Below are 24,735 nucleotides of genomic sequence, written 5' to 3'. Positions count from 1 at the left end.
CTCGCGACAGAAAATTGCTCCACAATGGGTATTTACGTCCAAAACCCGACATTTTGTAAAGCACAAAAACAGGTGCTTTTGGGTTTTGCTTACACGGCCACAGGCGCAGAAATATGGGATTGCGGAGCATAGTCGCGCACTTCGAAATCACTGATATCGTAGCCAAAAACCGAATCCGGCTTGCGATTGATATTCAATGTCGGTGCACCTGACGGTGTCCGTTCCAGCTGTGCTTCAACAAGTTCCTCATGATTTAAATACAGATGAACATCCCCGCCATTCCAGACCAGTTCGCCCGGTTCAAGATCGCATTGTTGCGCAATCATGCGGATCAACAGCGCAGCCGAATAGACATTGAACGCAAAGCCCAGACCCAGATCACAACTGCGCTGATAGAGACATCCCGAAAGCTTGCCGTTCGAAACGTAAAACTGATACGTCTTGTGACAGGGCGGCAACGCCATCTGATCCAGTTCGGCAACGTTCCAGCCCGTGAAAATATGACGCCGGGATCCGGGGTTGTTTTTCAAGCCGTCGATCAGCAGCTTGATCTGATTAATCCCCTGCTCTTCCCGACGATAGAGCCCCTCACCCGTGCCATTGTCGACGGGAGTATAACGCGGCCAGTCCACCCATTGTTTTCCATAGACCGGCCCGAGATCACCCCATTTCCGGGCGAAGACTTCATCGTCGATAATCCGTTGCTCAAAAACATCCCGGTCGATGTCCTCTCCGGTTTCCCGGCGATATTTGTCGAGCGGCCAGTCGGTCCAGATATGGACCTTCTGCTTCACCAATTCGCGAATATTGGTATCGCCGGTCAAAAACCACAGCATTTCCCGTGTCGCGGTTTTCCAGTACACGCGCTTGGTCGTCAGCAGAGGAATCGCATTGTTCGCCAGATCAAAGCGCATCGTCGCCCCGAACACGGCCCGCGTACCGACACCGGTTCGATCAACCCGTTCGTCTCCATGCGTCCAGATATGACGCATCAAATCGAGATATTGCTGCTCATAATGCGGTTGGGGAATCAAAATGCAGTCTCCGGTTCAATTCGGGCAACGCTATACCGCCGCCTGCTGATCCTCAACCGGGCAATTCAATTTTCTTGCACTTGATCGCAAAAGCCCAGCCAATTACTGTTGCCACGCATTTTACACCGGAACATATTCGGGAAGTAGCTCAGCCTGGTAGAGTACTGCCTTCGGGAGTCAGGGGCCGGAGGTTCGAATCCTCTCTTCCCGACCATATTTGCAGCTTTATGCTATTGGAAAAGCATGATTCAAAAGATAAGGTCGCTCAAGCACAATTCCATTGCGATGGGGAAAGTGATGGAAATTGACTGAGCCACAACGCAAGTTACCAATGGCAGCCGACCTATATGGCGAGCTGCAGCTTTCCGAACCTGATCCCAAGCGAGGATTATTCTCGATTGTGCCCGGACTGGCTCTGGTCGGCGTCATTGCTCTGGCCGCGCTCTGGCTCAGCGAACATTATGGCCCGCCGGTTATCCTGATGGGATTGCTGATCGGGCTCGCCCTCAATTTCGTCAATGCCAACGAGAAACTGTTGCCGGGACTGGATTTTGCTTCACAGACATTGCTGCGATGCGGGATTGTCCTGATCGGGCTGCGCATCACATTCTCGCAGATTGCCGGCCTCGGCATCACGCCCTTTATCTCGCTGATCGTGATAATGGCCGCTGTCATTCTGGTCGGCGTGGTTTCTGCAAAACTGTTCCGGCAGGATGTCATGTTCGGACTGCTGGCCGGCGGCGCCACCGCCATTTGCGGCGCATCCGCCGCCCTTGCGCTGTGGAGCATTATCGGCACGCGCCGGCTGGATCAGTCGCAATTCACCATCGTTTTGCTGGGTATTACCCTGGCCAGTGCTTTCGCAATGTCGTTCTATCCAACCATTGCTGCGTTTCTCGGGTTTACTGACGTTCAAGCCGGATTTCTGATCGGCGCATCCATCCATGATGTCGCACAGGCCATTGGCGGAGGTTTCTCCTATTCGAACGATGCGGGTGAAGTTGCGACGATCGTCAAACTGTCGCGGGTGGCGATGCTCGCACCCATTCTCATCATCGTGTCGATCGTCCTGTCGAGGTCCAATGTTCGGGATGCCGGTTCACAAGGCAGCGGCATCACCTTTCGTCAAGCCATCCCCTGGTTCATTGTCGGCTTCCTGATCCTTGTCGGTGTGAACACCTTTGTTCAAATTCCGGAACCTGTCACATCCATTGGTTCGACTGCGGCTCAGGCGTGCCTGTTGTTCGCTGTCGTGGCGGCTGCCGTAAAATCGAACATGAGCGGCCTGCTGGCGCATGGCTGGCGTTGTTTTGGACCGATAGTCGCGACGACGCTGACTGCCTTCATGCTCGCAATGTTGTTCGCTGTGATCTAATATCCTCAAACCTGGGCAGACAAGTCGACCCCCACTGCCCGCTTCACTTCTTCCATCACGGGAAACGTGGTGGTCTGATACACGCCGGGCAGATCATTGATATCATCGGTCAGTATGACCCGATATTCCTCCATGTTTCGGCACCGTACTTTGAGCAGATAGTCAAACCCGCCAGCCATCATGTGGCAGGCCTGAATGGCATCCATTTTCCGGACGGCCTGATTGAACTTGTCAAGGTGATGGCGGCTCGTCGCCTCGAGCTTCACCTGAATGAACACGACATAGTTTTTGCGGATCAACCGCATGTTCAAGCGCGCATGATAACCGGTAATATACCCTTCTTCTTCCAATCGTTTAAGCCGGATCTGGCACGGGGTTTTCGACAGGCCGATATGCTCGGAAAGCTCCGCCAGCGACATTTTGCCATTGGCCTGCACCGCATCCAGTATGCGCCAGTCAAACTTGTCCAAAATCCTGTCTTCTGTCATAATATAGTCCATTAAAGCCATTTTATACTCATCAATTAGGACATTTTCCTGTAAATTACCAGTATATGATATGATCAGCCCGATTGTTTCTGATAATTTTGGACAATGAACGAGCATCGCAACATAGATTCGCAAGACGCGAAACTCAGAGACCTTGTTGCCGCAGCAACCTGGCGCGCAGAAAACGAGTTGTTCGAAATCCTCTCCGATACTCTTGCTTTGAGCGACATTGGCTGGAGCCGAATCTCCGACAAGAGCACCGTGTTGATTGAAAAACTACGGGCGGATCATGGCCGGTTGCTGATCGATCAGTTTTTGACTGAATACGGGTTGTCCAACGAAGAAGGCGTCCAGTTGATGCGACTGGCAGAAGCGCTGTCCCGAACAATCGATTCAGACACTGCAGATGATTTGATTCGGGACAAGATTTCGGGGCGCGACTGGTTGTCACACAGCGGTGCAGGACACTCCCTGACAATGAGCCTGGCCGGTCGTGCATTGCATGCGACAGACAAATGGCTGCGCTGGTCACACCAGGCCAGATCACCCCTCACACGCGGGATTGCCCGACTGGGAAACAGCGCCATACGCATCGGCACCCGGATTGCTGTGCGCGCATTATCTTCCCAGTTTGTATTTGCAGAAAGCCTTAATCAGGCGCTGAAACGTGCAGAACAATACGGAAAGAATGGTTATCTGTTTTCGTTCGACATGCTTGGAGAAGCTGCGCGAACGCAATCCGATGCACAAGCCTATTATGCCGCTTATGTGGCTGCGCTCGACAAAGTTGCTGTCAATGCCCGATCAGAAAATCCGCGCCAAAATCACGGTATCTCGATCAAGCTTTCCGCCCTTCATCCTCGCTATGAATTCGCCCAGGCAAGCCATGTTGTAACGAAGATTGTCGAGATGCTTGTGCCGCTCGCGGTCAAAGCGCGGCAAGCCAATGTCCAGATCACAATTGACGCTGAAGAATGCGAACGACTGGACATCTCGATGGACGTGCTTGCCTCCCTGATTGCACAACCGGAGTTGCAAGGCTGGCATGGACTGGGCTTTGTTGTGCAGGCTTATCAACGCCGCGCCCTGCCCTTGCTGAACTGGCTGGAGCATCAGGCTGCGAGGCTCGGCGCCCCGCTGTTTGTCAGGCTGGTCAAAGGCGCCTATTGGGACAGCGAAATCAAACGGGCCCAAGAATTGGGACTGGAAAGCTATCCCGTTTACACACGCAAGGAAATGACCGACCTGAGCTACCTGGCATGCGCGAGAAAATTGCTTGCCCATCCCGACCGGTTCAGCCCGCAATTTGCGACCCATAACGCCCATAGCGTCTCCGCAATTCGGGAATTGGTCGGCGATGATCGACCGATGGAATTTCAACGATTGTTCGGCATGGGCCAGCAGCTGCACGATACGATATTGTCTGATCCGGAAACAACCAGCCGGATATATGCCCCGGTCGGCACACAAAAGGACTTGTTGTCCTATTTGATCCGCAGGCTGCTGGAAAATGGCGCGAACAGTTCTTTTGTGAACAAACTGGCGGATCCCGCTTATCAAGCGTCAACCCTGTCCCAGGGTCCGGTCTCGACGCTTGCCCGGCTGCCCGCAAAACAGAATGCCAATATCCCCGCACCTCGGGACTATCTTGGCAAAAAACGGTCTGGTGCTGAAGGCTGGGACTTATCCAACCCGTTAAAATGCCGCAGTTTTGAACGTGGCCTCGCGAAAGCTGCAGGCAAACAGCATCGCGCCGGTCCGATTATCGACGGGATTGATCAGGATGGAATCGCAAGCAATATTTGCAATCCGGCAGAATTGTCACAAATCATCGGACAAATTGTGCCCGCAGATGTCGCGACCGCACAAAAGGCGATAAGAGTTGCGCATCATACATTTCCGGTCTGGTCCGGAAGATCAGTCAAGGAACGCGCTGACATTCTCAATCATGCTGCCGACCTGCTCGAAGAACGCGCGGCCATTTTTCACTTTCTCGCGATTAAGGAAGCCGGAAAAACCTGGAGCGACGCGGTAGACGAAGTACGTGAGGCAGTCGATTTCTGTCGTTACTATGCCGGCCGGATCCTGACTGACAGTTTTTCGGATCGAACCGGCCTCGGTGTGGTTGCCTGTATTTCTCCGTGGAATTTTCCGCTGGCGATATTCCTCGGCCAGGTGGTTGCGGCTTTGGCTGCCGGGAACAGCGTCGTGGCCAAACCTGCCGAGCAGACGCCGTTGATCGCGGCGGAAGCGATCAGACTTCTGCTTGATGCCGGAGTAGATGGCGGGGCTATTGCGTTCGTACCCGGAGATGGAAAATCAATCGGCGAAACGCTGGTTGCTGATCCGTTGACTGCTTCTGTTTGCTTCACCGGGTCCACAGCCACCGCAAAGCGAATTGCGTCCAGACTGGCCGAGACCGGCCGTTCGATGGCACCGTTAATCGCCGAGACCGGCGGCATTAATGCCATGATAGTTGATTCGTCCGCTCTGCTGGAACAGACGGTTGATGCGGTGATTTCATCTGCTTTCCAAAGCGCAGGTCAGCGATGTTCGGCGTTGCGCATATTATGCGTGCAGGACGATATTGCGGATAACATGATCGACCTGCTGAGCGGGGCGATGGATGCGCTGACGATGGGGGACCCCAATCGTCTTGATATTGATGTCGGCCCAGTTATTGATCAGACTGCGCGTCAGAATATTCAAGATCACGTGGATCGACTGGACCAGATAGCAAAACGGATCGGATCGACCCCGTCCGGCAATATTCCCGACGGATTTTACGTTGCACCTGCAGCGTTCGAGTTGAACGAATTCAGCGACCTCGATCGGGAAATTTTTGGGCCCGTCTTGCATGTTGTCCGGTTCAAGGCGCGCGACAGGGACATGTTGGTCGAACAGATCAATGCCAGCGGCTATGGGCTGACGATGGGAATACAAAGTCGTATCGACAATAGTTGTAACACCATGGCCCATGAAGCAAATGTCGGGAACATCTATATCAACCGCAATCAAATTGGCGCTGTTGTCGGTGTACAGCCTTTTGGTGGAAACGGATTGTCGGGCACCGGGCCAAAAGCAGGCGGACCGCTTTATCTCAACCGGCTCAGCAAATTAAATCTGCCCAAACAGACTGACTCTCTGGAACCCCCTGATCAGGCAGACAGCGCGCCGGCTAAGGCTTCCCAACCTGGGTCGCCCGACCTGATCATCGCTGAAAAGGCGCAAAAAAAGCTGAAACAGTCATTTTCAGTCCGCAAGATGCTCACGGCTGCGGCTGCGGATCCTGACACACAACTGGCCGCGATCATCCGGGAAGAGCTGGAACCATTTCAAGCTTTTATTGCGACAGAATGCGCGCTTCCCTCTCCAGCCGGCGAAACCAACGCATATACGCTTGAGGGGCGCGGAATCATTCTGTTGTTGCTCGGCAATTCTGAAACCGCGCTGCGCGCCTGTGTTCGTGCAGTCATTACCGGAAACAGCGTCATTCAGCTCTCACGCGATGATCAAATGCTGGATGTCGCGCGCATCAATGCGACACTGACCAGGATCACGGGTGTTTCCAATCTGGTACAGGCCATGAAAATCCCGAAAAACCAGCAGTTATCCGATGTCCTCAACTTGCCGGAAGCAAGCGCAGTCGTCATGGATGAGGATGATATCACGCTTCCCGAAGCGGGAAACATTTTGGCAAAAAGGGCGGGCGCGATCATCCCGATACTTAGCTCCACCGCCTCCTGGGATCGGTATGTTCACGAGAAAACGATCACCGACAATATCGCTGCCGCGGGTGGAGATGTGACCCTGCTGAATGCATGACAATTTTCCAAAAGTCTCGAAATCGTTGGTAAACTGCCAAAAACGATGCCGAATATTGCCAAGATGATGTTAACCTTATTTTGATTATCAGCTTGTAGTGCGGATATATGACCACGCGCGTTCTGATTGTCGATGACCGGCCTACAAATCTGCGGATTTATGCCCAGTTTGTGACGATAATGGGAGAGAAATACTCTGCCGTTACGTTTGCGAACCCTGTGGAGGCGCTGGAATGGCTGCATCACAACAGTGCAGATCTGCTGATTGTCGACTATCGCATGCCGCAAATGAACGGTGCGGAATTCATTAAAAAAGTGAGGTCCATGGCCACGGGCGGCGACGTTCCGGCGATCGTGATCACCGCACATCAGGACCGGGAATGCCGCCTTTCGGCGCTTGACGCCGGAGCAACCGACTTTCTGCAAAGCCCGGTTTCACATGTCGAATTTTGCAATCGCGCCATGTCCTTGCTCTCCAAGAGCGAAAAAAGCGTCAATCTGAGACAACGTGCCTCACAGATCGAACGCAAGCATGCCGCAGTATCCGAAGAACAGAGCCAGGATCCGGTTGCGGGCAAAAGCATGCTGGAACAGATTATTGATACGATCCCCATCATGATCAACGCGACTGATCGTTCGGGAAAATGTCTGTTTACCAACGCTTATCAGTCTGCCCTGTTCGACAAGACACCGGACGAAATGGTTGGCCGCGAATTCAGCGCGTTTCTGGAACCGCAACTCAAGCGGAATTCAGATCGTCGCAACGGGATAGTTCTGAAATCCAGTCAGGCCATTCCGCATTACGAAGAAAAATTTACCAGCGACGGGGTCGATCTGATCTTCCATTGCAACAAGTCTCCCCTTCTCAATCATAACGGCGAGACGATAGGCGTTTTGACGACAGCCGTTGATATTACGGCCCGCAAATTCGCAGAAGAACATCGCACGCATCTTGCACTGCATGACATGCTGACCGGCCTGCCCAATCGTGTCCTGCTCGCAGAAAAAGTGCGAAAGGCGGTCAAAACCTGCAGCAGCGGTGAAGAAGAAGCCGCTCTGCTTCTGCTCGATCTGGATCGGTTCAAGGTCATTAACGACACACGCGGCCATCATACCGGAGATACGCTGTTGCGGGAAGTCGCCGAGCGCCTCACCCAGATCATCGGTCCGAATGATTTTGCCGCGCGCATTGGCGGTGACGAATTTGCCATCATCCTCAACAATATCAGCGGTGCAGAATCGATTAACTCGCGTTGCACCAAAATTCTGACAGCGATCAACGAACCCTATTCAATCAGCGGTGTCGATCAGGTCATCGGGGCATCTATTGGTGTCAGCCTGATACCAGGCGACGGCGATGAATATGAAGAATTGCTGAGAATGGCTGATCTTGCCATGTATGACGCCAAGGCAAATGGTCGCAACTGTCATCGCTTCTTCTCTGAAGGCATGAATCAGATCGCCCAGGCCAATGCCGCACTGGAAAATGAACTGCGCGACGCGATCAGCCAAAAACAATTTGCTTTGGAATATCAGCCAATTGTCGATGCCAAAACACTGGATTATGCCGGTCTCGAAGCATTGATCAGGTGGGATCATCCCACCAAGGGACGGCTGCTTCCCGCAGATTTCATTCAGGTTGCGGATGACACCGGGCTGATGGACATTTTGGGCAAATGGGTCATTGCAGAAGTATGTCGCCAAATCAGAACCTCTGCCGAGCAAGGCGTGATCTTGCCGCGTGTGGCCATTAACGTATCACCACGCCAGTTCCAGAACCAGAATGTCTGCGAGGAATTGCTCAAGAATATCAAAGCAAACGGCATTGATCCTTCCAAAATCGTTGTCGAGATCACGGAAGAACTGCTGCTCGACAATAACGCGCGCGTCAGCCGGACGCTCAACAGATTGCGGAAAGCGGGCGTTGGAATTTCAATTGACGATTTCGGCACCGGCTATTCTTCCTTGCAATATTTGAGAGACTTGCCGGCCAATTGCCTGAAAATTGACCGGACTTTTATTTCCCGCATTGAGCATTCTGCTGCCGACCGCGCGATAATCGGAACCATTGCCCACCTTGCCCACGCATTGGATATGCGGGTTATTGCGGAAGGTGTTGAAAATGACGCCCAGCTCGATCTTCTGCGTGTTTCCGGTTGCGATGAAATCCAGGGCTTCAAAATCGCACGCCCTCAGCGCGCTGAAGACTTGCCAAAGCTTTTCCAGAACAAGGCCATTGGCTCGACACGGACAGCTGGAAGCTGATCATCATGTTGACCAACAAACATGCCGGTTCGGGGAAAAGCGGCAAACATCATTCACATCGCCACAAGGGTCATAAGGGCCACAAGGGTCATGGCCATCATCACGGCGCGATCGGACATGCCCAGGATCGCGAGCATGAGATGATTCTCAACCGGATCGTTCTGATCATTATCACCTCGGCCATTGCCTGGTATATGGAGGGCGGCCCGCAAATCATGTTTGCGTTGCAAATGCATTTCATGGTCAGTTTGATGATTGCAATTGCCTATCGGTTTGACCGGCGTCCCAGCACCGTCCGGCGCCTGGCGGGCATTGTCAATGATTTCGGCGCGGGCACCTATCTGTTTCACATTGGCGGCGCCAGTGTGGCCGCGCTCTATCCCATCTATCTTTGGGTCATTCTCGGCTATGGTTTCCGGTTCGGTATCCGCTGGCTTTTTGTCGCAACCGCTCTCGCCACCGTCTCCTTTGGCTGGACCATATATAATGTCACTTACTGGCAGGAAAACAGTTCCCTTGCGATTGGCTTGCTCATCGGCCTCGCGGTCATCCCGTCTTATTGCTCGACGCTGATTACAAAACTGTCTCAGGCCAAGGAAGAAGCTGAAGCGGCGAACAAGGCCAAAAGCCTGTTCCTGGCCAGCATAAGTCACGAGTTGCGGACGCCGCTTAACGCCATCATTGGCTACGGAACGCACTTGCTCGGCATGAAAATGCCTGAAAATCAGCAACAAATGATCGGAACCAGCGTCTCCGCTGGACGGCATCTGCTGCACCTGATCAACCAGCTGCTGAGCTTTGCCAAATCGGAATCACAAGAGGAAATGCCTGAACCGGTCGATTTCTCGATCGTCAATGTGATGAGTGATGTCCGGGATATCATGCAAATCGCGGCGGAAGAAAAAGATCTCAAAATTCATCTGCAGGCCGAAGCCATGAGCGACCGTATCGCATCAGGCCAGGTCGACCATATCCGCAACATATTGATCAACCTCACCAGCAATGCAGTGAAGTTTACGGAAAGCGGTCATATCCTGCTGAAATGCGGATATGAAGATGACAGGGAAGGCACGAACTTGTGGTGCTCGGTCACTGACACCGGACCTGGTATTGCCAAGGAATCGCAGGAAAAGATTTTTGGAGTCTTCCAGCAAGCCGACGATTCTGTTGTCAGTAAATTTGGAGGAACGGGACTGGGACTGGCAATTTGTCGCCAGCTTGCCCAGCAAATGGGCGGCGATGTCACCCTGGCGAGCGAATTGGGCGCGGGCAGCACCTTCACCCTCTCCTGCCCGATTGACTTTGCGGAAGAAGATACTGCACAGGAAACCGGCGATGATCACGTCAGGATTTTGTCATTGGGCTTTGCAGACCAGCCTCCGGTTATCAGTGATACTCAGAACACAGACATATCAATCGATCACATCCGGTGCACATCCGAAGACAAGGTCGACCAATTGGCGAGCGCTCAGGATCTCTCGGTCTATGATCTGGCCATCATCGATGACCAGCTCGCAGAGCAGAATGAAGAAGATTCTCCGCTCTGGTCCGTGTTTCAACAGGCAAAACTTCCGCCGGTCCTTCTGTCCGGCAATGACGCGAAGAGCCTGGGAGAACTGGAGTTACGGGCGGCATTTGCATCAGCTCTGCCGTCGAGCCCTGATTTCGATGCCATCAGAAGTGTCATCCAAATCGGCTGTTCGTTCAACAAGAGCCTGAAAAACGAAGGCGTTCCCGACAGTCCGTTTGTTGAGTCTCCCCCGCAGCGCATTCTTGTGGCTGACGACAATCGCACCAACCAGATGGTTCTGGAAACCATTCTGACCAATGCAGGACATATCGTGTCGGTCGTCCCTGATGGCGAACGGGCGCTCGAGGAACTTGAAAACGGCAGCTTTGATATCGTGTTCCTTGATGTCAACATGCCGAAAATCGGCGGTATCGAATGCTGCAAGCTTTGGCGTCAGATAGAAGGATCGCGCGCGCATCTGCCGATGATCGGCTTGACCGCGGATTCGACCGATGAAACCGAGAAAAAATGTCTCGACGCCGGAATGGATCTGCGTCTGACGAAACCGGTTGAAGCCGGTCCGTTGCTCGATACAATATCCAAACTGACAAAAAGCAACATGCCGGTTCCCGTGGCCGAACAGGGTATCGATCCATTCAGCACGGTCACCAACATCAGCGGCATTTCGAACAAGATGGCGGAATCATCGATTGATCCCACCCAGCTGGAATATCTGCGGTCGATCGGTGATGATGATTTCGTACAATCCATTATCGATGCATATCTGGAAGATGCAGCGTCGATCATGGCAGCACTGGAACAGTCGGTGACGACCCGCAATATTGAGGAATTCCGGTTCCACGCCCATGCATTCAAGAGCGGCGCAAATAATGTCGGAGCCGTCGCATTGTCCAAAATCTGCGGACGACTGGAAGTTATTTCCGAACCTGATTTTGCTGGATATGCTGTGGAACATCTTGATCGCGTAAAAACGGAAGTGGATCAGATCACCGCTTATTTTGCAAATGCGTCAAATATCAAGTCGGGAACTGACCAGCCTTCAGCCAACAGTTCGGGTGAAATCCAAACTAAACGAGCTTGAGTGACCGCTGAATCCGACGTTCCTGAGCGAGCGCGAGGCGCTCCATCTTTCTGACATCCGCCTCTTCGAGATACAAAGCTGTTTCAGCCCACATATCCGTCACTTCCAGAAGTTCATCGAGGCTGACCGGGTCTGAAATTTTGCGGGCACGATACACCGCTCGCTCCGCGTGGAAACGTTTCTGATTCTGTCTGGTGTAATCGATTATCGCAGCTTCACCCATCCCGTCTTCGGTGAGAATATCGACTACACCCATCTCATGCAGTTCTTCTGCGGAAAACAGCTTGCCTTCCAGAATAAAGCGTTCCGTGTCCTGCCGTCCAAGCCGCTGTCTCAAGAAACTATAGGCACCCATGCCGGGGAACAGATTAAACAAAATCTCGGGCAATCCGAGACGTGCGCTTTTTTCGGCAACGATAATATCAAAAGCCAAGGCGTGTTCGAAACCGCCGCCGAGCGCATCGCCCTGAACCAGCGCCATGGTGATAATCGGTGCACCAAAACCGGTGCTGTTGGCATGTTGCATGTGCACGCAGGTTCGCGCATATTTTTTTAATGCACCCAGATCGCGACGACGGATACAATCGGCGAAATGTTTCAGGTCTCCGCCCAGGTTATAAATTCCCGGTGTGCGCGAACCACAGACAAAATACCGCAACGGGTCGTGCCGGTTGGTGACATCAAAACCGTAATTTGTATTGATCCAGTCTTGAACCGACTGGATCTCGTCGCCGAGTTCATAGGTGTAGCTCGGACGTGATTTCTGGTTCATGAAACACCAGAAGATTTGATCCGAGCGATCAAAACGCAGTTCGATTTCCTTGAATTTTTTGTCGAGAATATCGGAACCGTAAACGGGATCTGACTGGATCAATGGATCCGCTGCACCGAGAACCAGGTCCCGTTCTGCATCATTCGCCGCCCGACTACGAAATTCCATACTAACTCTCCACATGATGGGATGTTTACCTGTACTTCGGCGTAACATTTCCCGGTATGCTTGGAAGAGAATTTTATGGAGTGCCCCGTAAAGAAGCAAGGAAAACCGCAAGTTTTAACTAATGTGCTTAATTGACTCGATAATATTCTTATCTTTTCGTCAGTTAGGCAAAAAAATACCCGCTCAAAAAGGTTAAAAAGCCCAGAATGGGCCATTGCTTTGCGCCATTGATCTTGGCTTTAGCGGTCACATAGGGAGCAACCGGTATCAGATGTTTCCAGTTTTTATCCCGCTTCGGATTCGGCGCCGGCAGATGCGCTGATCAATCCGCGATAGGCGCGAACGGCCGATCTGTTGCCTTTGGTCACTTCAAATACATCCTCTGCGATGGGCATGGCGACATCGTATTTTTTCGCCAGCGCCATCACTGTCGGCGCACTTTTGACGCCTTCGGCGACCATCAGCATTTCATCGATAATATCATCAATCTTCCGACCCTTGCCGAGTTCGACACCCACATGCCGGTTCCGGCTGAGCGGACTAGTGCAGGTTGCGATCATATCGCCCATCCCGGTCAAACCGGCAAAGGTCTCTGGCTTGCCGCCAATGGCGACACCCAGACGCGTGATTTCGGCAAGGCCGCGGGTAATCAGCGCTGACCGGGTATTGTCACCCGCTCCCAGTCCATCGCCCATGCCAACCGCAATTGCGATGATGTTCTTCAGCACCCCGCCAAGCTCGCAACCGAGCAGATCCGTATTGGTATAAACCCGGAACAATCCCGAATGGAAAAGTTGCTGCAACTGCTTGACGATAATCTCATCTTCCATGGAAATTACACTGGCAGCAGCCTGCCCCGCCATGATTTCCCGTGCGAGATTGGGGCCGGTCAGGACACCGACCGGGTGTCCCGGAAGGACATCTTCAATAACTTCGGTCATCCGCTTTCCGGTGGAGAGTTCCAGGCCTTTTGTCAGGCTGATCACCGGAACCCACGGGCGCAAATATTGCCGGGCATCTTCGAGAACAGACCGGAAATTGCTGGACGGAATACCCATGACCAGCACATCTGCATCAGCAACCGCCTCGCCGAGATCGGAGGTCGCCTGCAATGCTTCCGGCAATTCACTGTCCGGCAGATATTTGCTGTTGCGGTGATTGTCGTTGATATCGGCAACAGTTTCCGCATCGCGGGCCCATATTTTGATCGGCGCATTTCGCGAAACGAGCGAAGCAACAGTCGTCCCCCAGGAACCTCCACCCAGTAATCCCACGCGCAGTTTCATCTTGAATTCCCCTCAATCTGGTTCCTTTGCGGAACTTCAAGACTTCAGACTGAAGAGGTTTTCAGTGTTTGGCAAGAAAAGCCAGATGCACGGCGGCAGATTCTTTGGGCTTTTCGATCATGGGAATGTGGCCGGTTTCTTCAAATATCACCGCTTCACTGTTGCCAATGCCATTCTCCATAACCGCGACACAGCTAACATCAATGAGCCTGTCATGACGCCCCCATATGATCAATGTCGGTGCCTGAACCTCGTTCAAGCGGTCGTTGAGCGGATGTTCAATTCCAGACCCTGCAATCTGCCAGAATATCTTGTCGAGCAATTCCTTGTGTGCATTCGCTTCTTCAAAGAATATTTTGCGGAACTGCCCCGGCATCACGACCGGCTTGTAGGCGACAAACTTCATAAGGCGTTCGGCATCGTCCAGTGTCTGCAAAGCCAGAACATTCTCGCCTTTTTCAGCAGCAACCTGCAACTCGCTCTTGTCATCCCCGACGACACCGGCATTGTTGAACAGGGTCATGGATGCCAGCATATCGGGATATTCAAGGGCAAATTGCAACGCAATAAAGCCGCCCATGCTGTTCCCGCCCAAATGACATTTCGTAATGCCCAGCGCCTCCAGAAACTGTGCGAGGCGATGGGACTGTGTTGCAACGTCATAGTCGCGATCAAGCGACCGGTCATTTTCACCAAAACCGGGTAAATCCGGTGAGATCAGCCGGTGCTTCCTGGTAATCTGCGGCGCATAGATCGACCAGTTATCCTTGTCACCGCCAAAGCCGTGCAATAGGACCACAGGAACACCATCCGCTGGCCCGCCCTCGAGATAAGGCCAGACATGCTCGCCGACCTGCACAGATTTTTGCACCATGCCGCCGCGACGACGCAATTGATTGCGCAAGAAATCGTATAGCACCTGCGGAAACGCGAAATAGAAAATCATCAAAGCAGCGATCACTGCCACCAACAGATAAAGCACTGTCATCATTTCGAAATTCCCCTATTCGCGGCTGCTTGATTTACAGCTTCAATATCTTGTCCATCCAGATTGTCATGTCCGAAAGCACGGCGTCTTTTTCCGGTTCATTGAAAATCTCGTGAAAAAGCTCTGGATAAATCTTCAATTGTTTCTCGGTGGACGAAATATTCTGTTCCAGAAAAACAGATCCCTCGGGCGCCGCCAGACTGTCTTTACCGCCATGCAGCAACAACATCGGAATACTGATTTTCGCAGCATTTTGTTGTACCATATCCATCGTCTTCATCATTTCCAGACCAAGACGCGCGCTGATCTTTTTTCCGGAAACCAGCGGATCTGCCAAATAGTCTGCCACCACTTCAGGATCACGGCTGACGGCATTGGCATCAAGACCGATGACGCCCATTTTCGGCGTGATCACGGAAAGAGTCTTGCTCAGCGCCACCAAAACAGCCGAAGGTTCTTCGACTGCCTTTATGGCAGGTCCGGACAATATCGCTCCAGCAAACCGGGACTGATTGTTCAGGAGATAGCTGCTTGCGATCAACCCACCAAGGCTATGCCCAACCAGAAACAACGGGAGTCTGGCCAGATCATCCGGCATGCTCTGCAAAAGAGTTTCGAGGCCGTCGTGATAGACCGAGAATTTTGGAACAAAGCCATTGGTTCCAGCCGATTGTCCGTGCCCCCAATGGTCCAGCGCAAAGACTGCAAATCCTTGCTTCACGCAATGTTCGGCAAAATACTGATAGCGGCCGCTATGCTCATCATAGCCATGGACCAGCAATATGACCGCTTTGGGCGTCTCCTCGGGTCGCCAGTCCTGCCGGTATAACTGAGCCCCGGCGACCTTGGACGGCGCCGTTAAAGTCAGCGTCCCTTCATTGTGAATCAAGCGATCTTCCTCTTCATCGCCGTATTGTGGTCATGTGCCAGTTCCGTTTCATACTCGAACAAAATGCGATCGAGCGTCTGGCTGATCTTCGTCTGTGTCCGCACCATTTCGAGTTTTGGCCAGGTCGTCCGTTCGCCGAGATCGATCAACTCGCTGATGTCCTCAATCGGCAAATTGCTCAGTAATTTTGCGGGACTCCAGAACATTGTCGGGCGAATGATATTGATATCACCGGTATAATCCTGGTTGATCACTGACAAGGTCATGTTGGCGAGACTGTTCAACCGTGGGAAATAGGACAATGGTTTCTGCATGATCGACACATTGGCGTTCAACCAGGCCTTCATCGTTGCCGTTGAAGCATTGCGAATGGCCGCAATCGGGGTCTTTTGCTGGCTGACATCACTCGCAAAGGGCGTCACCAGCGGGTTAGCCTGACTCACAATATGATGATTGACCCCGTAAAGCCGCGCCAATCGCTTGGCCGGCAGATCATGGGTCACCGAGCCATCAACCCACTTGCGGTTTGGCAAATAGGGAACGCGTGCGCCGGTATGATCTTTCGCTGCCAGCGTCACGGGCGGATAAACGCCCGGCACCGCACAGGATGCCATAACCGCTTCCCGGATATAGACATTCGGAGACGCAATGGCATTGAGCAATCTCGAGGTTTGATGTTTTTCAGCCGGTGCAACGGAGACGTTGAGATGACGACCGGTCAGCTCATAGGCTTCCTGGAAAGTCAGATCGGGCAGCATTTCCGATAACCGAGCTTCAATTTCCGAGGCTTTCATTCGTCCGGAACTGCCAAACAGATCAAAGCCGCCCTCGTCCGCTTCGGGAGGATCTTCTGCCAGAACCAGATTTTCCGGTTCAAAATAGGGTTCGATATCTTCGTCAACATGTGTGCTGATCAACGCGCCAACCACGGATCCACCGCTTGAGCCCGACATGATGTGCGGCAGGAGTCCTTCAGACCACAGCGCCTTGGCGACACCCATGTGAAAATAGAGAAATGCGCCAGAACCACTCATCAAAAAAGCGGAGCGCCCATAACAATGCTGCGCTCTGCGGAAGAAATCCAGTTTCTCTTCAAACGGGATGTCAGTGACCTTGTCGCTCGCCAGATATTCGAGCGAATTTACAATCGCGTCGACATAGTCCTGAATGAGCTGCTTGGTACCGAATTTGGCCTTTTGATGAAGACGGACATTACCCATGCCATCCATATTGCCGTGTATGCCTTCGTTCAGAGCATAAAGCAGGCCAGCATTATCCTGGGATTTCCATAATTTTGAAAGTCGCTTCAATCGCCGACGAATTGATTTATGGTCGAAATGCTTGCTCTCATCTGACTTTTGCCAAATATCAACGCCAGTTGAACGATCATGAGCCTTTGCGGCATCAGACCATTCGGAATAGCTCTGGGCCTGACCCATTGCTTTTTCCATTTTCAGGCTTGTGTTCAAAATCATGTTTTACTCACTCAATCTGCGGTCGACAAAACGCGACCTGCTGCAGTACCCGCAAGAGGGATACCAGTTACTATTCCGCTCCTTATTTCGCTTTGCCCGGTTTCGGTGTCCGCCGTGTTTTCGATACACGCCGGTACATTATTCCCGCATCGCCTGATTCCGCGGCCTTTTTGGCCTTCGGTTTTAATGGCTTAGCCGCCTTTGCCCCCTTTTTCGGCTTCGTGTTACGTAGCTCTTCGAAACTCTTTTGCAGACATTCCCGGAAAAACTCAATATCCGGCATGATCTTTCGGTCAGAAATGATGCTGAACGATATCGTTCCATTATAGCTGGGGGTCGCAATAAACAGCCCCATTCCATGCGCGAGCGGCGCGAGACCATATTGATGCGTCAGCTTGGCACCATTCATGAACAAGGGAATTTGCGGCCCCGGCACATTGGAAACCATGAGGTTGCTCATTTTGGGCGCGAAACGTTCATCGGTCAGAATTCGTGCGACGCCAGCCATTGTCACACCTGGAATATGTTTGGTGAGATCTGTCATAATTCGCGCGCTCAGGCCCGATTTTGCAGCCTTTGTATCTCTTGTCGTATCCCTTATCGCCTCCAGTCGATCGATCGGATCGGCGATGTCGGACCATATCTTGATCGTCATTGCGGAAATATTGTTGCCGGGCTGCGATTCTTCGCCGGATCGGCTGCGCGCGTTGACCGGTGCAACCGCAACCAGAGACTCTGCTGGAAGTTCCTTGTGTTTGGTCAGATAGAGACGCAACGCGCCGCTGCAAATGGCAAGGACGACATCATTGATCGTCGCATCCGCGACCTTCAACCGCATTTTCTTGAGTTCATTCAGATCAAAAGTCACGGCATCAAACATCTTGTGCGGGGTGACCGGCCCATTGAAACGTGTCTCGGGAACGCCGCTGGTCTTCTCGTCCGAACGACTGGTTATGTTCTTCTGTGCCGATGACAGCATTGCAGGAGCAAATTTCATCAGCGCCTGCGCCAATTTCACCGGCGAAGTAACGGTACTGTTGACGGCACGGTTCAGGATTTCGGTTGCAGTCGGCAGGCTGCTTGCTTCCGGTTCGCCTTTTGGCAGTGGAATTGCCGGCGTGCCCTTGTTGTCCTTGTCAGAGATTGCGGCGAAGAAATGGGCACCGGATACGCCATCAATCGTAGAGTGGTGAATGCGGGTCAAAATGGCATAGCTGCCTTTTGCATAGCCCGGAATATTGTCCAGACCTTCAACAACGTACATGTCCCAGAGCGGCCGATTCATATCCAGCGGCTTGCTGTGATGCCGCGCCACCTGAATACAAAATTGCCGCCAGTCACCCGGCTCCGGCAACCGACTGTGCGAAATATGGGCTTCCAGATCAAAATGCTCGTCTTCCACCCAGTAGGGATGATCGATATCCATCGGCAGACGATAGAGTTTCCGCTTGAACATGGGTGAGACGGCCATGCGTTTGCGCATATGTTCGATAATATCCTTGAACCGCACTTTCCCCCCAGGTGCAGTGGAAGGATCATATATATAAACCGCCATGACGTGGGTCAGGTTTGTCGCGGACTGAATATACAAGAACTGAGCATCCTGGGCACTCAGTTGATTGATATTCCGGTCGTCGCTTGTCTCGGTCATCAATATTTCCTCTCGCGGGGGTGCATCAGTCAAAAACTTTATCAGCAAGTTGCAGGACTTCGAGCCGGGATTTTTCCATGCGCCTTGACAGCGCCCGGAATTTTCGGAGCAGTGCCTTGCGCGCGACTATGGTCTCTTCTGTTGTTTCGCCCGTCAAACCCTGGCTAGCGGCCATTTTGAAACCGTTCTCAAACAGGATTTTGCCGATCGAAGCTTCGCTGGTGATCCGGCGCAGCAAATAGGCCTGCCGACCCTCGCTCAGCGCCTCTTCCACACAGGACTTCTTGTCGATCACCTGGCCGCGGTCGAGCCGGGACAGGATGTCCAGCACGACCGTGTAGGATTCTACAAACGGCATAAAAACAGCATGTCCGATCAGAGGCTGAAAACGGTTGGTCAGGCTTTTCAGCATGACGCCACCCGTGTTCAGTTTCTCTTCCCAGTCCGGGCACGCACGGGTCAGTTCCGCTTTCAGATTTTCACGAAACTCTTCCTTCGAAGGATAGAAAAACTCAAACTTGAACAAATCCCGCAAACGATCCGTTTCAGCCCAGAACACATCTGCAGCCACATTTTCACGATCTTCCCGCGCTTTCAGCAACGAAAGCTCGATGATCGCCTTGTCGAGAAAATGGTGAATGATCGAATTGCGGTAATAGCTGGCAAGCGGATGCTTCTCCGGTTCAATGGTATAGACGGTCGTCGATCCCTTGTCATACCTTACAAACAGGCCGCTATTGACCAGCGTATCCACCACGCCCTGAACGGTTTTCAGATTATCCGGTTTCAGGTCATCACTGATCCGGATGTCTCGTTTCTGGGCCCAATTGACAAAGAAGGAAATGGCTGCACGCAATTCTTCAGCCGTCATTGCTCTTGGCGCTGTGCCCAGCAAGCACAGACACATCAGAGAGGTCAGCGTAAGCGGCGTTGCGCGATTGGCCTCGACCGCGACTTCAAACGCGATTTTTGACAGACCCAGCCGGTCATCAGGTTCGGGCGCATCACCCACAACCACAGGCGCCCCAAAATCGACATAGACTTTGCCCATCGGCTCCCGGAGGCTGCGCAGATAACCAAAAAACCAGCTCAAAGACTCAGCCTTTTTGACTCGTCCGGTCTGTTCGCTGGCATATTCTTCGACATCGCGGATCAGGTCAAAGCTGGTAACTACTGGAATGATATGGACATTCTTGATGTCATTCGCATTGGCGCTGTCCATCACATATTTCAGCAGCCCATAGCGCGGCGGCATCAGTTTGCCGAGCCGCGAGCGTGTACCTTCAAACGCCCATGTCATCGGAAAACGTTTTTCCAGTAAATAGCTGACATAGTGGCGCAACACGAGCTTGTAGACCGGGTTATTCTCAAAACTGCGCCGAATGAAGATCGTCCCGGCACGCCGCAGGACAAATCCCAGTCCGAAAAAATCCAAGTTAATTCCGCCAAAAACGTGAACCATGGGAAGATCATTCTGGTAGGCCAGATCGGTCGGCGTCACGCCGTCAATATATGTCTTGTGGGTAAATAGCAGCAACGTCGGATGATCACGCATTGTCCGACGCAGACGCGCCAGTTCATTCTTGTTGAAAACCACTTCGTCTTCATAGCCCTGCGACAGCATGAACCGGTCCAGCCGCGCCTTCATGTCAATGAACAGAGCGCTGGGACGCGCAATCAGTTCTTTCATATATTTGGCTGCTTCTTCGTAAAGCGCGGTTTCGGATTTGCCCAGGTCAGAAGACAGTTCTGTCATCGCGGTTCGGAATTTCGGGCTGGCCCGCAAACCATCGGCAACAAATTTGGGGACCTTGTACCGCCTGCCCCGCAGGCCACGTTCTTCGATATCGAGAACCAGACCGGCCTGACGCACAACAAATCCCGCAAATTCTTCCGCATCACCGGGTTTTGCGTTCTCGTTGAGCTCTTCGAAACGTTGCCTGAGTTCTGCAATCGTCGCCGGCTGGCCGGTCAGGCAGTGGGCCCGCCGCTTGTTGCGCAGCAAGATCGTACGCGCGCGAAAGCTGCCAGGAGAACGGGGATCACCAAAGATGATATGCCGCTTTTTGAGCGCGCGATTTTTCTCAAAATTCGGAATCCGCCAGGCGATACGTACCGGAATGACCATGGTGCCCGGATCCCCGTCGAGCTTCTCCTGCAGCTCTTTTAGCCGCAATTTTGCCCGTTCATCGGAAATAGGCAGGCTTACCCAGTTTATTTCTTGGTCCGGACCGCCCTCGGCCAGCGATGTGTGTAACCAATCCAGCAAATAGCGGCGTTCGACGCGATTGCGTGCATCAATGACAAACAGCTTGAGCCCCGGCTTCACGAGAGGCAAGGTCTTGGCTATTACCGCTGCTTCATCCATTGTGTTTCACTAGGCTTTTGCAGCTCCTGTCTTCCGCGTCGCAGTCTTTTTCACCGCTTTTTTCTTGGTCGTTCTGCTTGCTGTCACTCGTTTTGCAGCCGGTTTCTTCACCGGCTTTTTCGTAGCTGCCGACTTTGCTGCCGCTTTTTTCCGGCCTGTTGCGGGCTTTTTCCGCGTGGCGGGTTTCTTCTTCGCCATACGAGTGGTCGCACCAGCCCTGGTCGCGGGATTGGTTTCCTTGACCGCCTTCGCGGGTCGGGATTTTTTGGCAGCTTTACTCGTCAATTCCTCCAGTGCGGCTTCTTCATCATCTTGCCCGAGAGCTTCAAGGAACATGCCCCTCACTTCGGCGACATGACTGTTAATGGTTCTTACCGACCACTTGCTGGTGTCCACTGCGGGCAGAACATCCACGCGCACTTTCGCGGGACGCATTACAAATTCATTTTTCGGTGCAACGTCACCGGCATTGTGGATGACGATGGGGACAATAGGCACTCCGGCCTGCATCGCCATGTGAAATGCACCCTTTTTAAAGGGTCCAAGTTTTGGCGACAAAGTCCTGGTACCTTCCGGTGAAATGACAATAGATTTCCCGTCGACCTCGATTGCCTCAATCAGAGGCTCCATAGCCTTGATGGCGCTTTTGGCGTTGGCGCGATCAATGAATACCGTGCCTGCCAGTTCCATCAATTTGCCGATAATCGGGGTATCCCTGATCTCCTTCTTGCCGACGCCGCCCATATCCTTGCGGATCAGCTTCGCAAGGATCATGACATCTGCCTTGCTCTGGTGATTGAACACAAAAATACAGGGCCGCGCATTCCAGAGATTGCCTTCGCCATGCACTTCCAGCTCGCAACCCGTCAGTGCCGTTGCAAAATCACCGAACAACCCGGTTGAAAAGTTCATTGCTTCGCGCTGCGATCCGGTCAGCGCCCATATTGGCAGCGAGGCCACAGCCGATCCGATCAGCGAACCGGTTGCATATATCGTGCGCAAATAATCAACCGGCTTGCCCTGCCCGCGACTGTCAAATTTCTGCAGTGGCCAGCCGCGCTCTTTGGCAACTGCCGTCAATTTGCTGTTGGGATTCAGCGGTCGCGGCTTGCCGACATGTTCCAGAAGCTCGATATCATCATAGCTATCTGAATAGAAATAGCTCTTGTCGAGATCGAGATTCTTTTCCCTGGCCAGTTTTTCGGCGGCCATCACCTTGCCTTCACCGAAACAAAGCGGTCGGACGATTTCGCCTGTAAACTCGCCATTTTCGACCTCATATTGCGAACAGAGCACATGTTCGATGTTTAGATCGCGGGCGGTCGGTTCTATTTGATAGATGGTGGCGGACGAAACAATCGCGACCGTGTGACCCTTGGCAATATGGGCTTCGATCAAAGCACGCGATTCAGGATATACTTTCCGCGCGATATGTTTTTCGTAAAGCTCTTCGCCAAATTCAAAATAGCTTTCTTCGGTTACACCCTTCATGAGTCGGGATGCTGACGACATCAGCCCGGAAAATCCCATATTGCCCATCGAATATTGCGCCATCACATTGGCAGTTTCGACAAGTTCCTCCGCAGACATTTCACGTCGCTTGATTTTTTCCCAAAGCATCGCTGTAGCCGAATATCCGGCGATTATCGTACCGTCGAAATCAAACAAAGCGCCAATATGCGGACCCTCGGGTGCATTCAGCACGTCGTCCAGATGAGATTCGCGATCAGCCATAATTGTCCTTTGGTCTCTCTAGCCTATCAGGCCTGTTACCTGTTTGGCAAAAAAATGCCGCTTTTCCCACCCTTTATTCGGTTAGCGGCCGATTAAAGGGTCAGAACAGCCCATCTGTCCGGAAATGGTTCAGTTTTGATGAAAAAACCTCAGAAAAGAAGAAATTTTTCGATAATTGAACGGACCGTTTTCCAACTTGTTCCGGATTCCAAAAAAGACCGGGCTGCTTCAACCGCCGGCCCAATGGCATTGACGAGAAAAACAGGCCCATGATTACGGCTTGCAGAACTGCCGTGCGCCCGGTAATGGGTCGCGCTGTTAGTGAGGTGCGTTGGCTGAGTTGGTCGAAGGCGTCGCACTCGAAATGCGAAGTACGTTCACGCGTACCGAGGGTTCGAATCCCTCACGCACCTCCATCTAACAGCGGCCCGTCCCGGACAGTTTCCGGCACCCTGATACATCCCGGCGCTTGCATCTATTCATTATCTGCTTAGATTGATAACATGAACACCACAAAACACATGGTTTCGACAAATCCCCTTCCCAAAGGCACCCCTGCGGTTCTCGATGCACGATTTGCAATTGGGGATGTTGTACGTCATCGCCTGTTTGATTTTCGCGGCGTGATTTACGATATTGATCCGGTATTCGCCAATAGTGAAGAATGGTACGAGGCCATCCCGAAGGACTTGCAACCGGCCCGAGACCAGCCTTTTTATCACCTTTTGGCCGAGAATGCAGACAGCAGCTATGTCGCTTATGTCAGCCAGCAGAACTTGCTCGAGGATGATAGCGGTGAACCGGTCATGCACCCTGAAGTTGGAAAAATGTTCCGGTCTGATGCCGACGGCAAATATAAATTGCACAGCATTCATCGCCACTGACAGGCGCAACTGCCCGATTGATCAGCTTTTGATTTTCCAGCCGGATTTCAACAGCATATAGCAAATTGCCGCCAGCAATATATTGATTGCCAGCAAAACCACTGATCCGATGAGGACGGGAGAATCGGATTCTCCCAGGAAACCATAGCGAAATCCTGAAATCGCATAAAAGAACGGATTGGCATGGCTGAAGGCCTGAAAAGTGGGAGACAATCGGTCAATCGAGTAAAATGTCCCGGACAAGAGCGCCAGAGGTGCCACCACAAAGTTGGTCACAGCAGCAGCATGATCAAATTTTTCTGCCCAGATTGATGTGAGCACGCCGAGCAATGCCAGCATTGCCGATCCCATCAGACCAAACCAGATTACGGCCCACCAATGCACAACTGATACGCTAACCCCGGGCCATAGCGACATGGCGAGCCACACGGCAAAGCCCACCAGAGCAGCCCGCGTGACTGCGGCAGAAACCAGTCCGGCCAGCAACTCGCCGACTGAGAGTGGTGGCATCAGATAATCGACAATCGTGCCTTGAATTTTACCGACCAACAGCGAAAAACTGCTGTTTGCAAACGCGTTCTGGATCATGCCCATGCAGATAAGCCCCGGTGCAATAAAGTCCGCAAAGGGTACGCCCAGAACGGTGCGATCGCCACGCCCCAATGCCACGGTGAATATGACCAGAAACAGCAATGTCGTGATGGAAGGCGCCCATACGGTTTGCAGCTGGACTTTGAAGAACCGCCGGACTTCTTTCCAGTACAGTGCCAGAAACCCGCCCCAGTTGACACCGCGAATGACCGCGACGCCGGGCTCCGAGAACGTCTGCGCGGCAAATTCTGCAGAGGGCGATTTTTCATTTTTGGGCTGGTCTAACATAGGCTTTTCGCCTATCGGCTCTGGCGAACCAGCACAAGCCCTA

Annotated in this window: 16 protein-coding genes and 2 tRNA genes; 7 read left to right on the top strand and 11 right to left on the bottom strand. The window is 52.6% G+C overall.

The genetic code is table 11. The features are described 5' to 3' along the window. Nucleotides 1-89 precede the first annotated feature (89 nt). Nucleotides 90-1,034: a thymidylate synthase gene (gene thyA / locus ABJI30_RS12025; RefSeq protein WP_348016934.1), complete on the bottom strand. Its 945-nt coding sequence runs from the start codon at nt 1,032-1,034 to the stop codon at nt 90-92. Nucleotides 1,035-1,171: 137 nt separating this feature from the next. Between thyA and ABJI30_RS12020 the strand changes: the two genes are divergently transcribed. Next, nucleotides 1,172-1,248 (top strand) — tRNA-Pro (locus tag ABJI30_RS12020). Between the two features lie 90 nt (nt 1,249-1,338). Continuing rightward, on the top strand, nt 1,339-2,409 hold the full coding sequence (locus tag ABJI30_RS12015) for a putative sulfate exporter family transporter (protein WP_348016933.1): 1,071 nt from the start codon (nt 1,339-1,341) through the stop codon (nt 2,407-2,409). A gap of 5 nt (nt 2,410-2,414) precedes the next feature. Here the strand turns inward: ABJI30_RS12015 and ABJI30_RS12010 are convergent, their stop codons facing one another. Then, entirely contained in the window at nt 2,415-2,897 is a 483-nt protein-coding gene (locus ABJI30_RS12010; RefSeq protein ID WP_348016932.1) for an Lrp/AsnC ligand binding domain-containing protein, read from the bottom strand. Nucleotides 2,898-3,002: 105 nt separating this feature from the next. On the opposite strand from ABJI30_RS12010, the gene putA reads away from it, so the two are divergent. The 3 genes from putA to ABJI30_RS11995 all read left to right on the top strand — a co-directional run bounded on the left by putA (nt 3,003) and on the right by ABJI30_RS11995 (nt 11,598). Then, nucleotides 3,003-6,722 carry a bifunctional proline dehydrogenase/L-glutamate gamma-semialdehyde dehydrogenase PutA gene (gene putA / locus ABJI30_RS12005; RefSeq protein WP_348016931.1) on the top strand — a complete coding sequence of 1,240 codons (3,720 nt, stop codon included), beginning with the start codon at nt 3,003-3,005 and terminating at the stop codon, nt 6,720-6,722. Nucleotides 6,723-6,829: 107 nt separating this feature from the next. After that, complete coding sequence (locus ABJI30_RS12000; RefSeq protein WP_348016930.1) at nt 6,830-8,986, top strand: EAL domain-containing protein; 2,157 nt, start codon at nt 6,830-6,832, stop codon at nt 8,984-8,986. Nucleotides 8,987-8,991: 5 nt separating this feature from the next. Beyond that, entirely contained in the window at nt 8,992-11,598 is a 2,607-nt protein-coding gene (locus ABJI30_RS11995) for an ATP-binding protein (protein WP_348016929.1), read from the top strand. Here the strand turns inward: ABJI30_RS11995 and ABJI30_RS11990 are convergent. The 8 genes from ABJI30_RS11990 to ABJI30_RS11955 all read right to left on the bottom strand — a co-directional run bounded on the left by ABJI30_RS11990 (nt 11,585) and on the right by ABJI30_RS11955 (nt 22,929). Then, entirely contained in the window at nt 11,585-12,538 is a 954-nt protein-coding gene (locus ABJI30_RS11990; RefSeq protein ID WP_348016928.1) for a crotonase/enoyl-CoA hydratase family protein, read from the bottom strand. The two genes, ABJI30_RS11995 and ABJI30_RS11990, sit on opposite strands and share 14 nt — an antisense overlap. A gap of 284 nt (nt 12,539-12,822) precedes the next feature. Further along, the gene (locus ABJI30_RS11985; RefSeq protein ID WP_348016927.1) at nt 12,823-13,824 is read right to left on the bottom strand and encodes an NAD(P)H-dependent glycerol-3-phosphate dehydrogenase; all 1,002 of its coding nucleotides are present in this window, start codon (nt 13,822-13,824) and stop codon (nt 12,823-12,825) included. A gap of 61 nt (nt 13,825-13,885) precedes the next feature. Next, on the bottom strand, nt 13,886-14,815 hold the full coding sequence (locus ABJI30_RS11980) for an alpha/beta fold hydrolase (RefSeq protein WP_348016926.1): 930 nt from the start codon (nt 14,813-14,815) through the stop codon (nt 13,886-13,888). A 31-nt stretch (nt 14,816-14,846) separates the two neighbouring features. Then, nucleotides 14,847-15,701, bottom strand: a complete 855-nt coding sequence (locus ABJI30_RS11975; RefSeq protein ID WP_348016925.1) for a lysophospholipase — start codon at nt 15,699-15,701, stop codon at nt 14,847-14,849. Further along, a complete protein-coding gene (locus ABJI30_RS11970) occupies nt 15,698-17,176 on the bottom strand; it encodes a DUF3336 domain-containing protein (RefSeq protein ID WP_348025440.1) in 1,479 nt (492 codons plus the stop codon). Before ABJI30_RS11970 ends, ABJI30_RS11975 begins: the two co-directional genes overlap by 4 nt. An 82-nt stretch (nt 17,177-17,258) precedes the next feature. Then, complete coding sequence (locus ABJI30_RS11965) at nt 17,259-18,827, bottom strand: wax ester/triacylglycerol synthase family O-acyltransferase (RefSeq protein WP_348016923.1); 1,569 nt, start codon at nt 18,825-18,827, stop codon at nt 17,259-17,261. Nucleotides 18,828-18,852: 25 nt separating this feature from the next. Beyond that, a complete protein-coding gene (locus tag ABJI30_RS11960) occupies nt 18,853-21,195 on the bottom strand; it encodes a glycerol-3-phosphate 1-O-acyltransferase (RefSeq protein ID WP_348016922.1) in 2,343 nt (780 codons plus the stop codon). Nucleotides 21,196-21,204: 9 nt separating this feature from the next. Further along, nucleotides 21,205-22,929, bottom strand: coding sequence for an HAD-IB family hydrolase (locus ABJI30_RS11955; RefSeq protein ID WP_348016921.1), 1,725 nt, complete (start codon nt 22,927-22,929; stop codon nt 21,205-21,207). A gap of 325 nt (nt 22,930-23,254) precedes the next feature. Between ABJI30_RS11955 and ABJI30_RS11950 the strand changes: the two genes are divergently transcribed. Beyond that, nucleotides 23,255-23,345: transfer RNA gene (locus ABJI30_RS11950), tRNA-Ser, on the top strand. 87 nt (nt 23,346-23,432) lie between these two features. Then, a complete protein-coding gene (gene hspQ, locus ABJI30_RS11945) occupies nt 23,433-23,813 on the top strand; it encodes a heat shock protein HspQ (RefSeq protein ID WP_348016920.1) in 381 nt (126 codons plus the stop codon). Between the two features lie 21 nt (nt 23,814-23,834). Here hspQ and ABJI30_RS11940 read toward each other — a convergent pair whose 3' ends face one another. Beyond that, the gene (locus tag ABJI30_RS11940) at nt 23,835-24,692 is read right to left on the bottom strand and encodes an ABC transporter permease (protein WP_348016919.1); all 858 of its coding nucleotides are present in this window, start codon (nt 24,690-24,692) and stop codon (nt 23,835-23,837) included. Between the last annotated feature and the right edge of the window lie 43 nt (nt 24,693-24,735).

The sequence above is a fragment of the Parasphingorhabdus sp. genome, from assembly GCF_039968395.1.
In the GTDB taxonomy this organism is placed as follows: Bacteria; Pseudomonadota; Alphaproteobacteria; order Sphingomonadales; family Sphingomonadaceae; genus Parasphingorhabdus.
Note: the sequence above shows the minus strand (reverse complement) of the source record. Positions and strands in the feature narration are given on the sequence as shown.

Excerpts from the sequence above, each read along its gene's own strand:
- ABJI30_RS12010 (WP_348016932.1), bottom strand. The coding sequence starts at position 2,897 with ATGACAGAAGACAGGATTTTGGACAAGTTTGACTGGCGCATACTGGAT.
- putA (WP_348016931.1), top strand. The coding sequence starts at position 3,003 with ATGAACGAGCATCGCAACATAGATTCGCAAGACGCGAAACTCAGAGAC.
- ABJI30_RS12000 (WP_348016930.1), top strand. The coding sequence starts at position 6,830 with ATGACCACGCGCGTTCTGATTGTCGATGACCGGCCTACAAATCTGCGG.
- ABJI30_RS11995 (WP_348016929.1), top strand. The coding sequence starts at position 8,992 with ATGTTGACCAACAAACATGCCGGTTCGGGGAAAAGCGGCAAACATCAT.
- ABJI30_RS11990 (WP_348016928.1), bottom strand. The coding sequence starts at position 12,538 with ATGGAATTTCGTAGTCGGGCGGCGAATGATGCAGAACGGGACCTGGTT.
- ABJI30_RS11985 (WP_348016927.1), bottom strand. The coding sequence starts at position 13,824 with ATGAAACTGCGCGTGGGATTACTGGGTGGAGGTTCCTGGGGGACGACT.
- ABJI30_RS11980 (WP_348016926.1), bottom strand. The coding sequence starts at position 14,815 with ATGATGACAGTGCTTTATCTGTTGGTGGCAGTGATCGCTGCTTTGATG.
- ABJI30_RS11970 (WP_348025440.1), bottom strand. The coding sequence starts at position 17,176 with ATGATTTTGAACACAAGCCTGAAAATGGAAAAAGCAATGGGTCAGGCC.
- ABJI30_RS11965 (WP_348016923.1), bottom strand. The coding sequence starts at position 18,827 with ATGACCGAGACAAGCGACGACCGGAATATCAATCAACTGAGTGCCCAG.
- ABJI30_RS11960 (WP_348016922.1), bottom strand. The coding sequence starts at position 21,195 with ATGGATGAAGCAGCGGTAATAGCCAAGACCTTGCCTCTCGTGAAGCCG.
- ABJI30_RS11955 (WP_348016921.1), bottom strand. The coding sequence starts at position 22,929 with ATGGCTGATCGCGAATCTCATCTGGACGACGTGCTGAATGCACCCGAG.
- hspQ (WP_348016920.1), top strand. The coding sequence starts at position 23,433 with ATGAACACCACAAAACACATGGTTTCGACAAATCCCCTTCCCAAAGGC.
- ABJI30_RS11940 (WP_348016919.1), bottom strand. The coding sequence starts at position 24,692 with ATGTTAGACCAGCCCAAAAATGAAAAATCGCCCTCTGCAGAATTTGCC.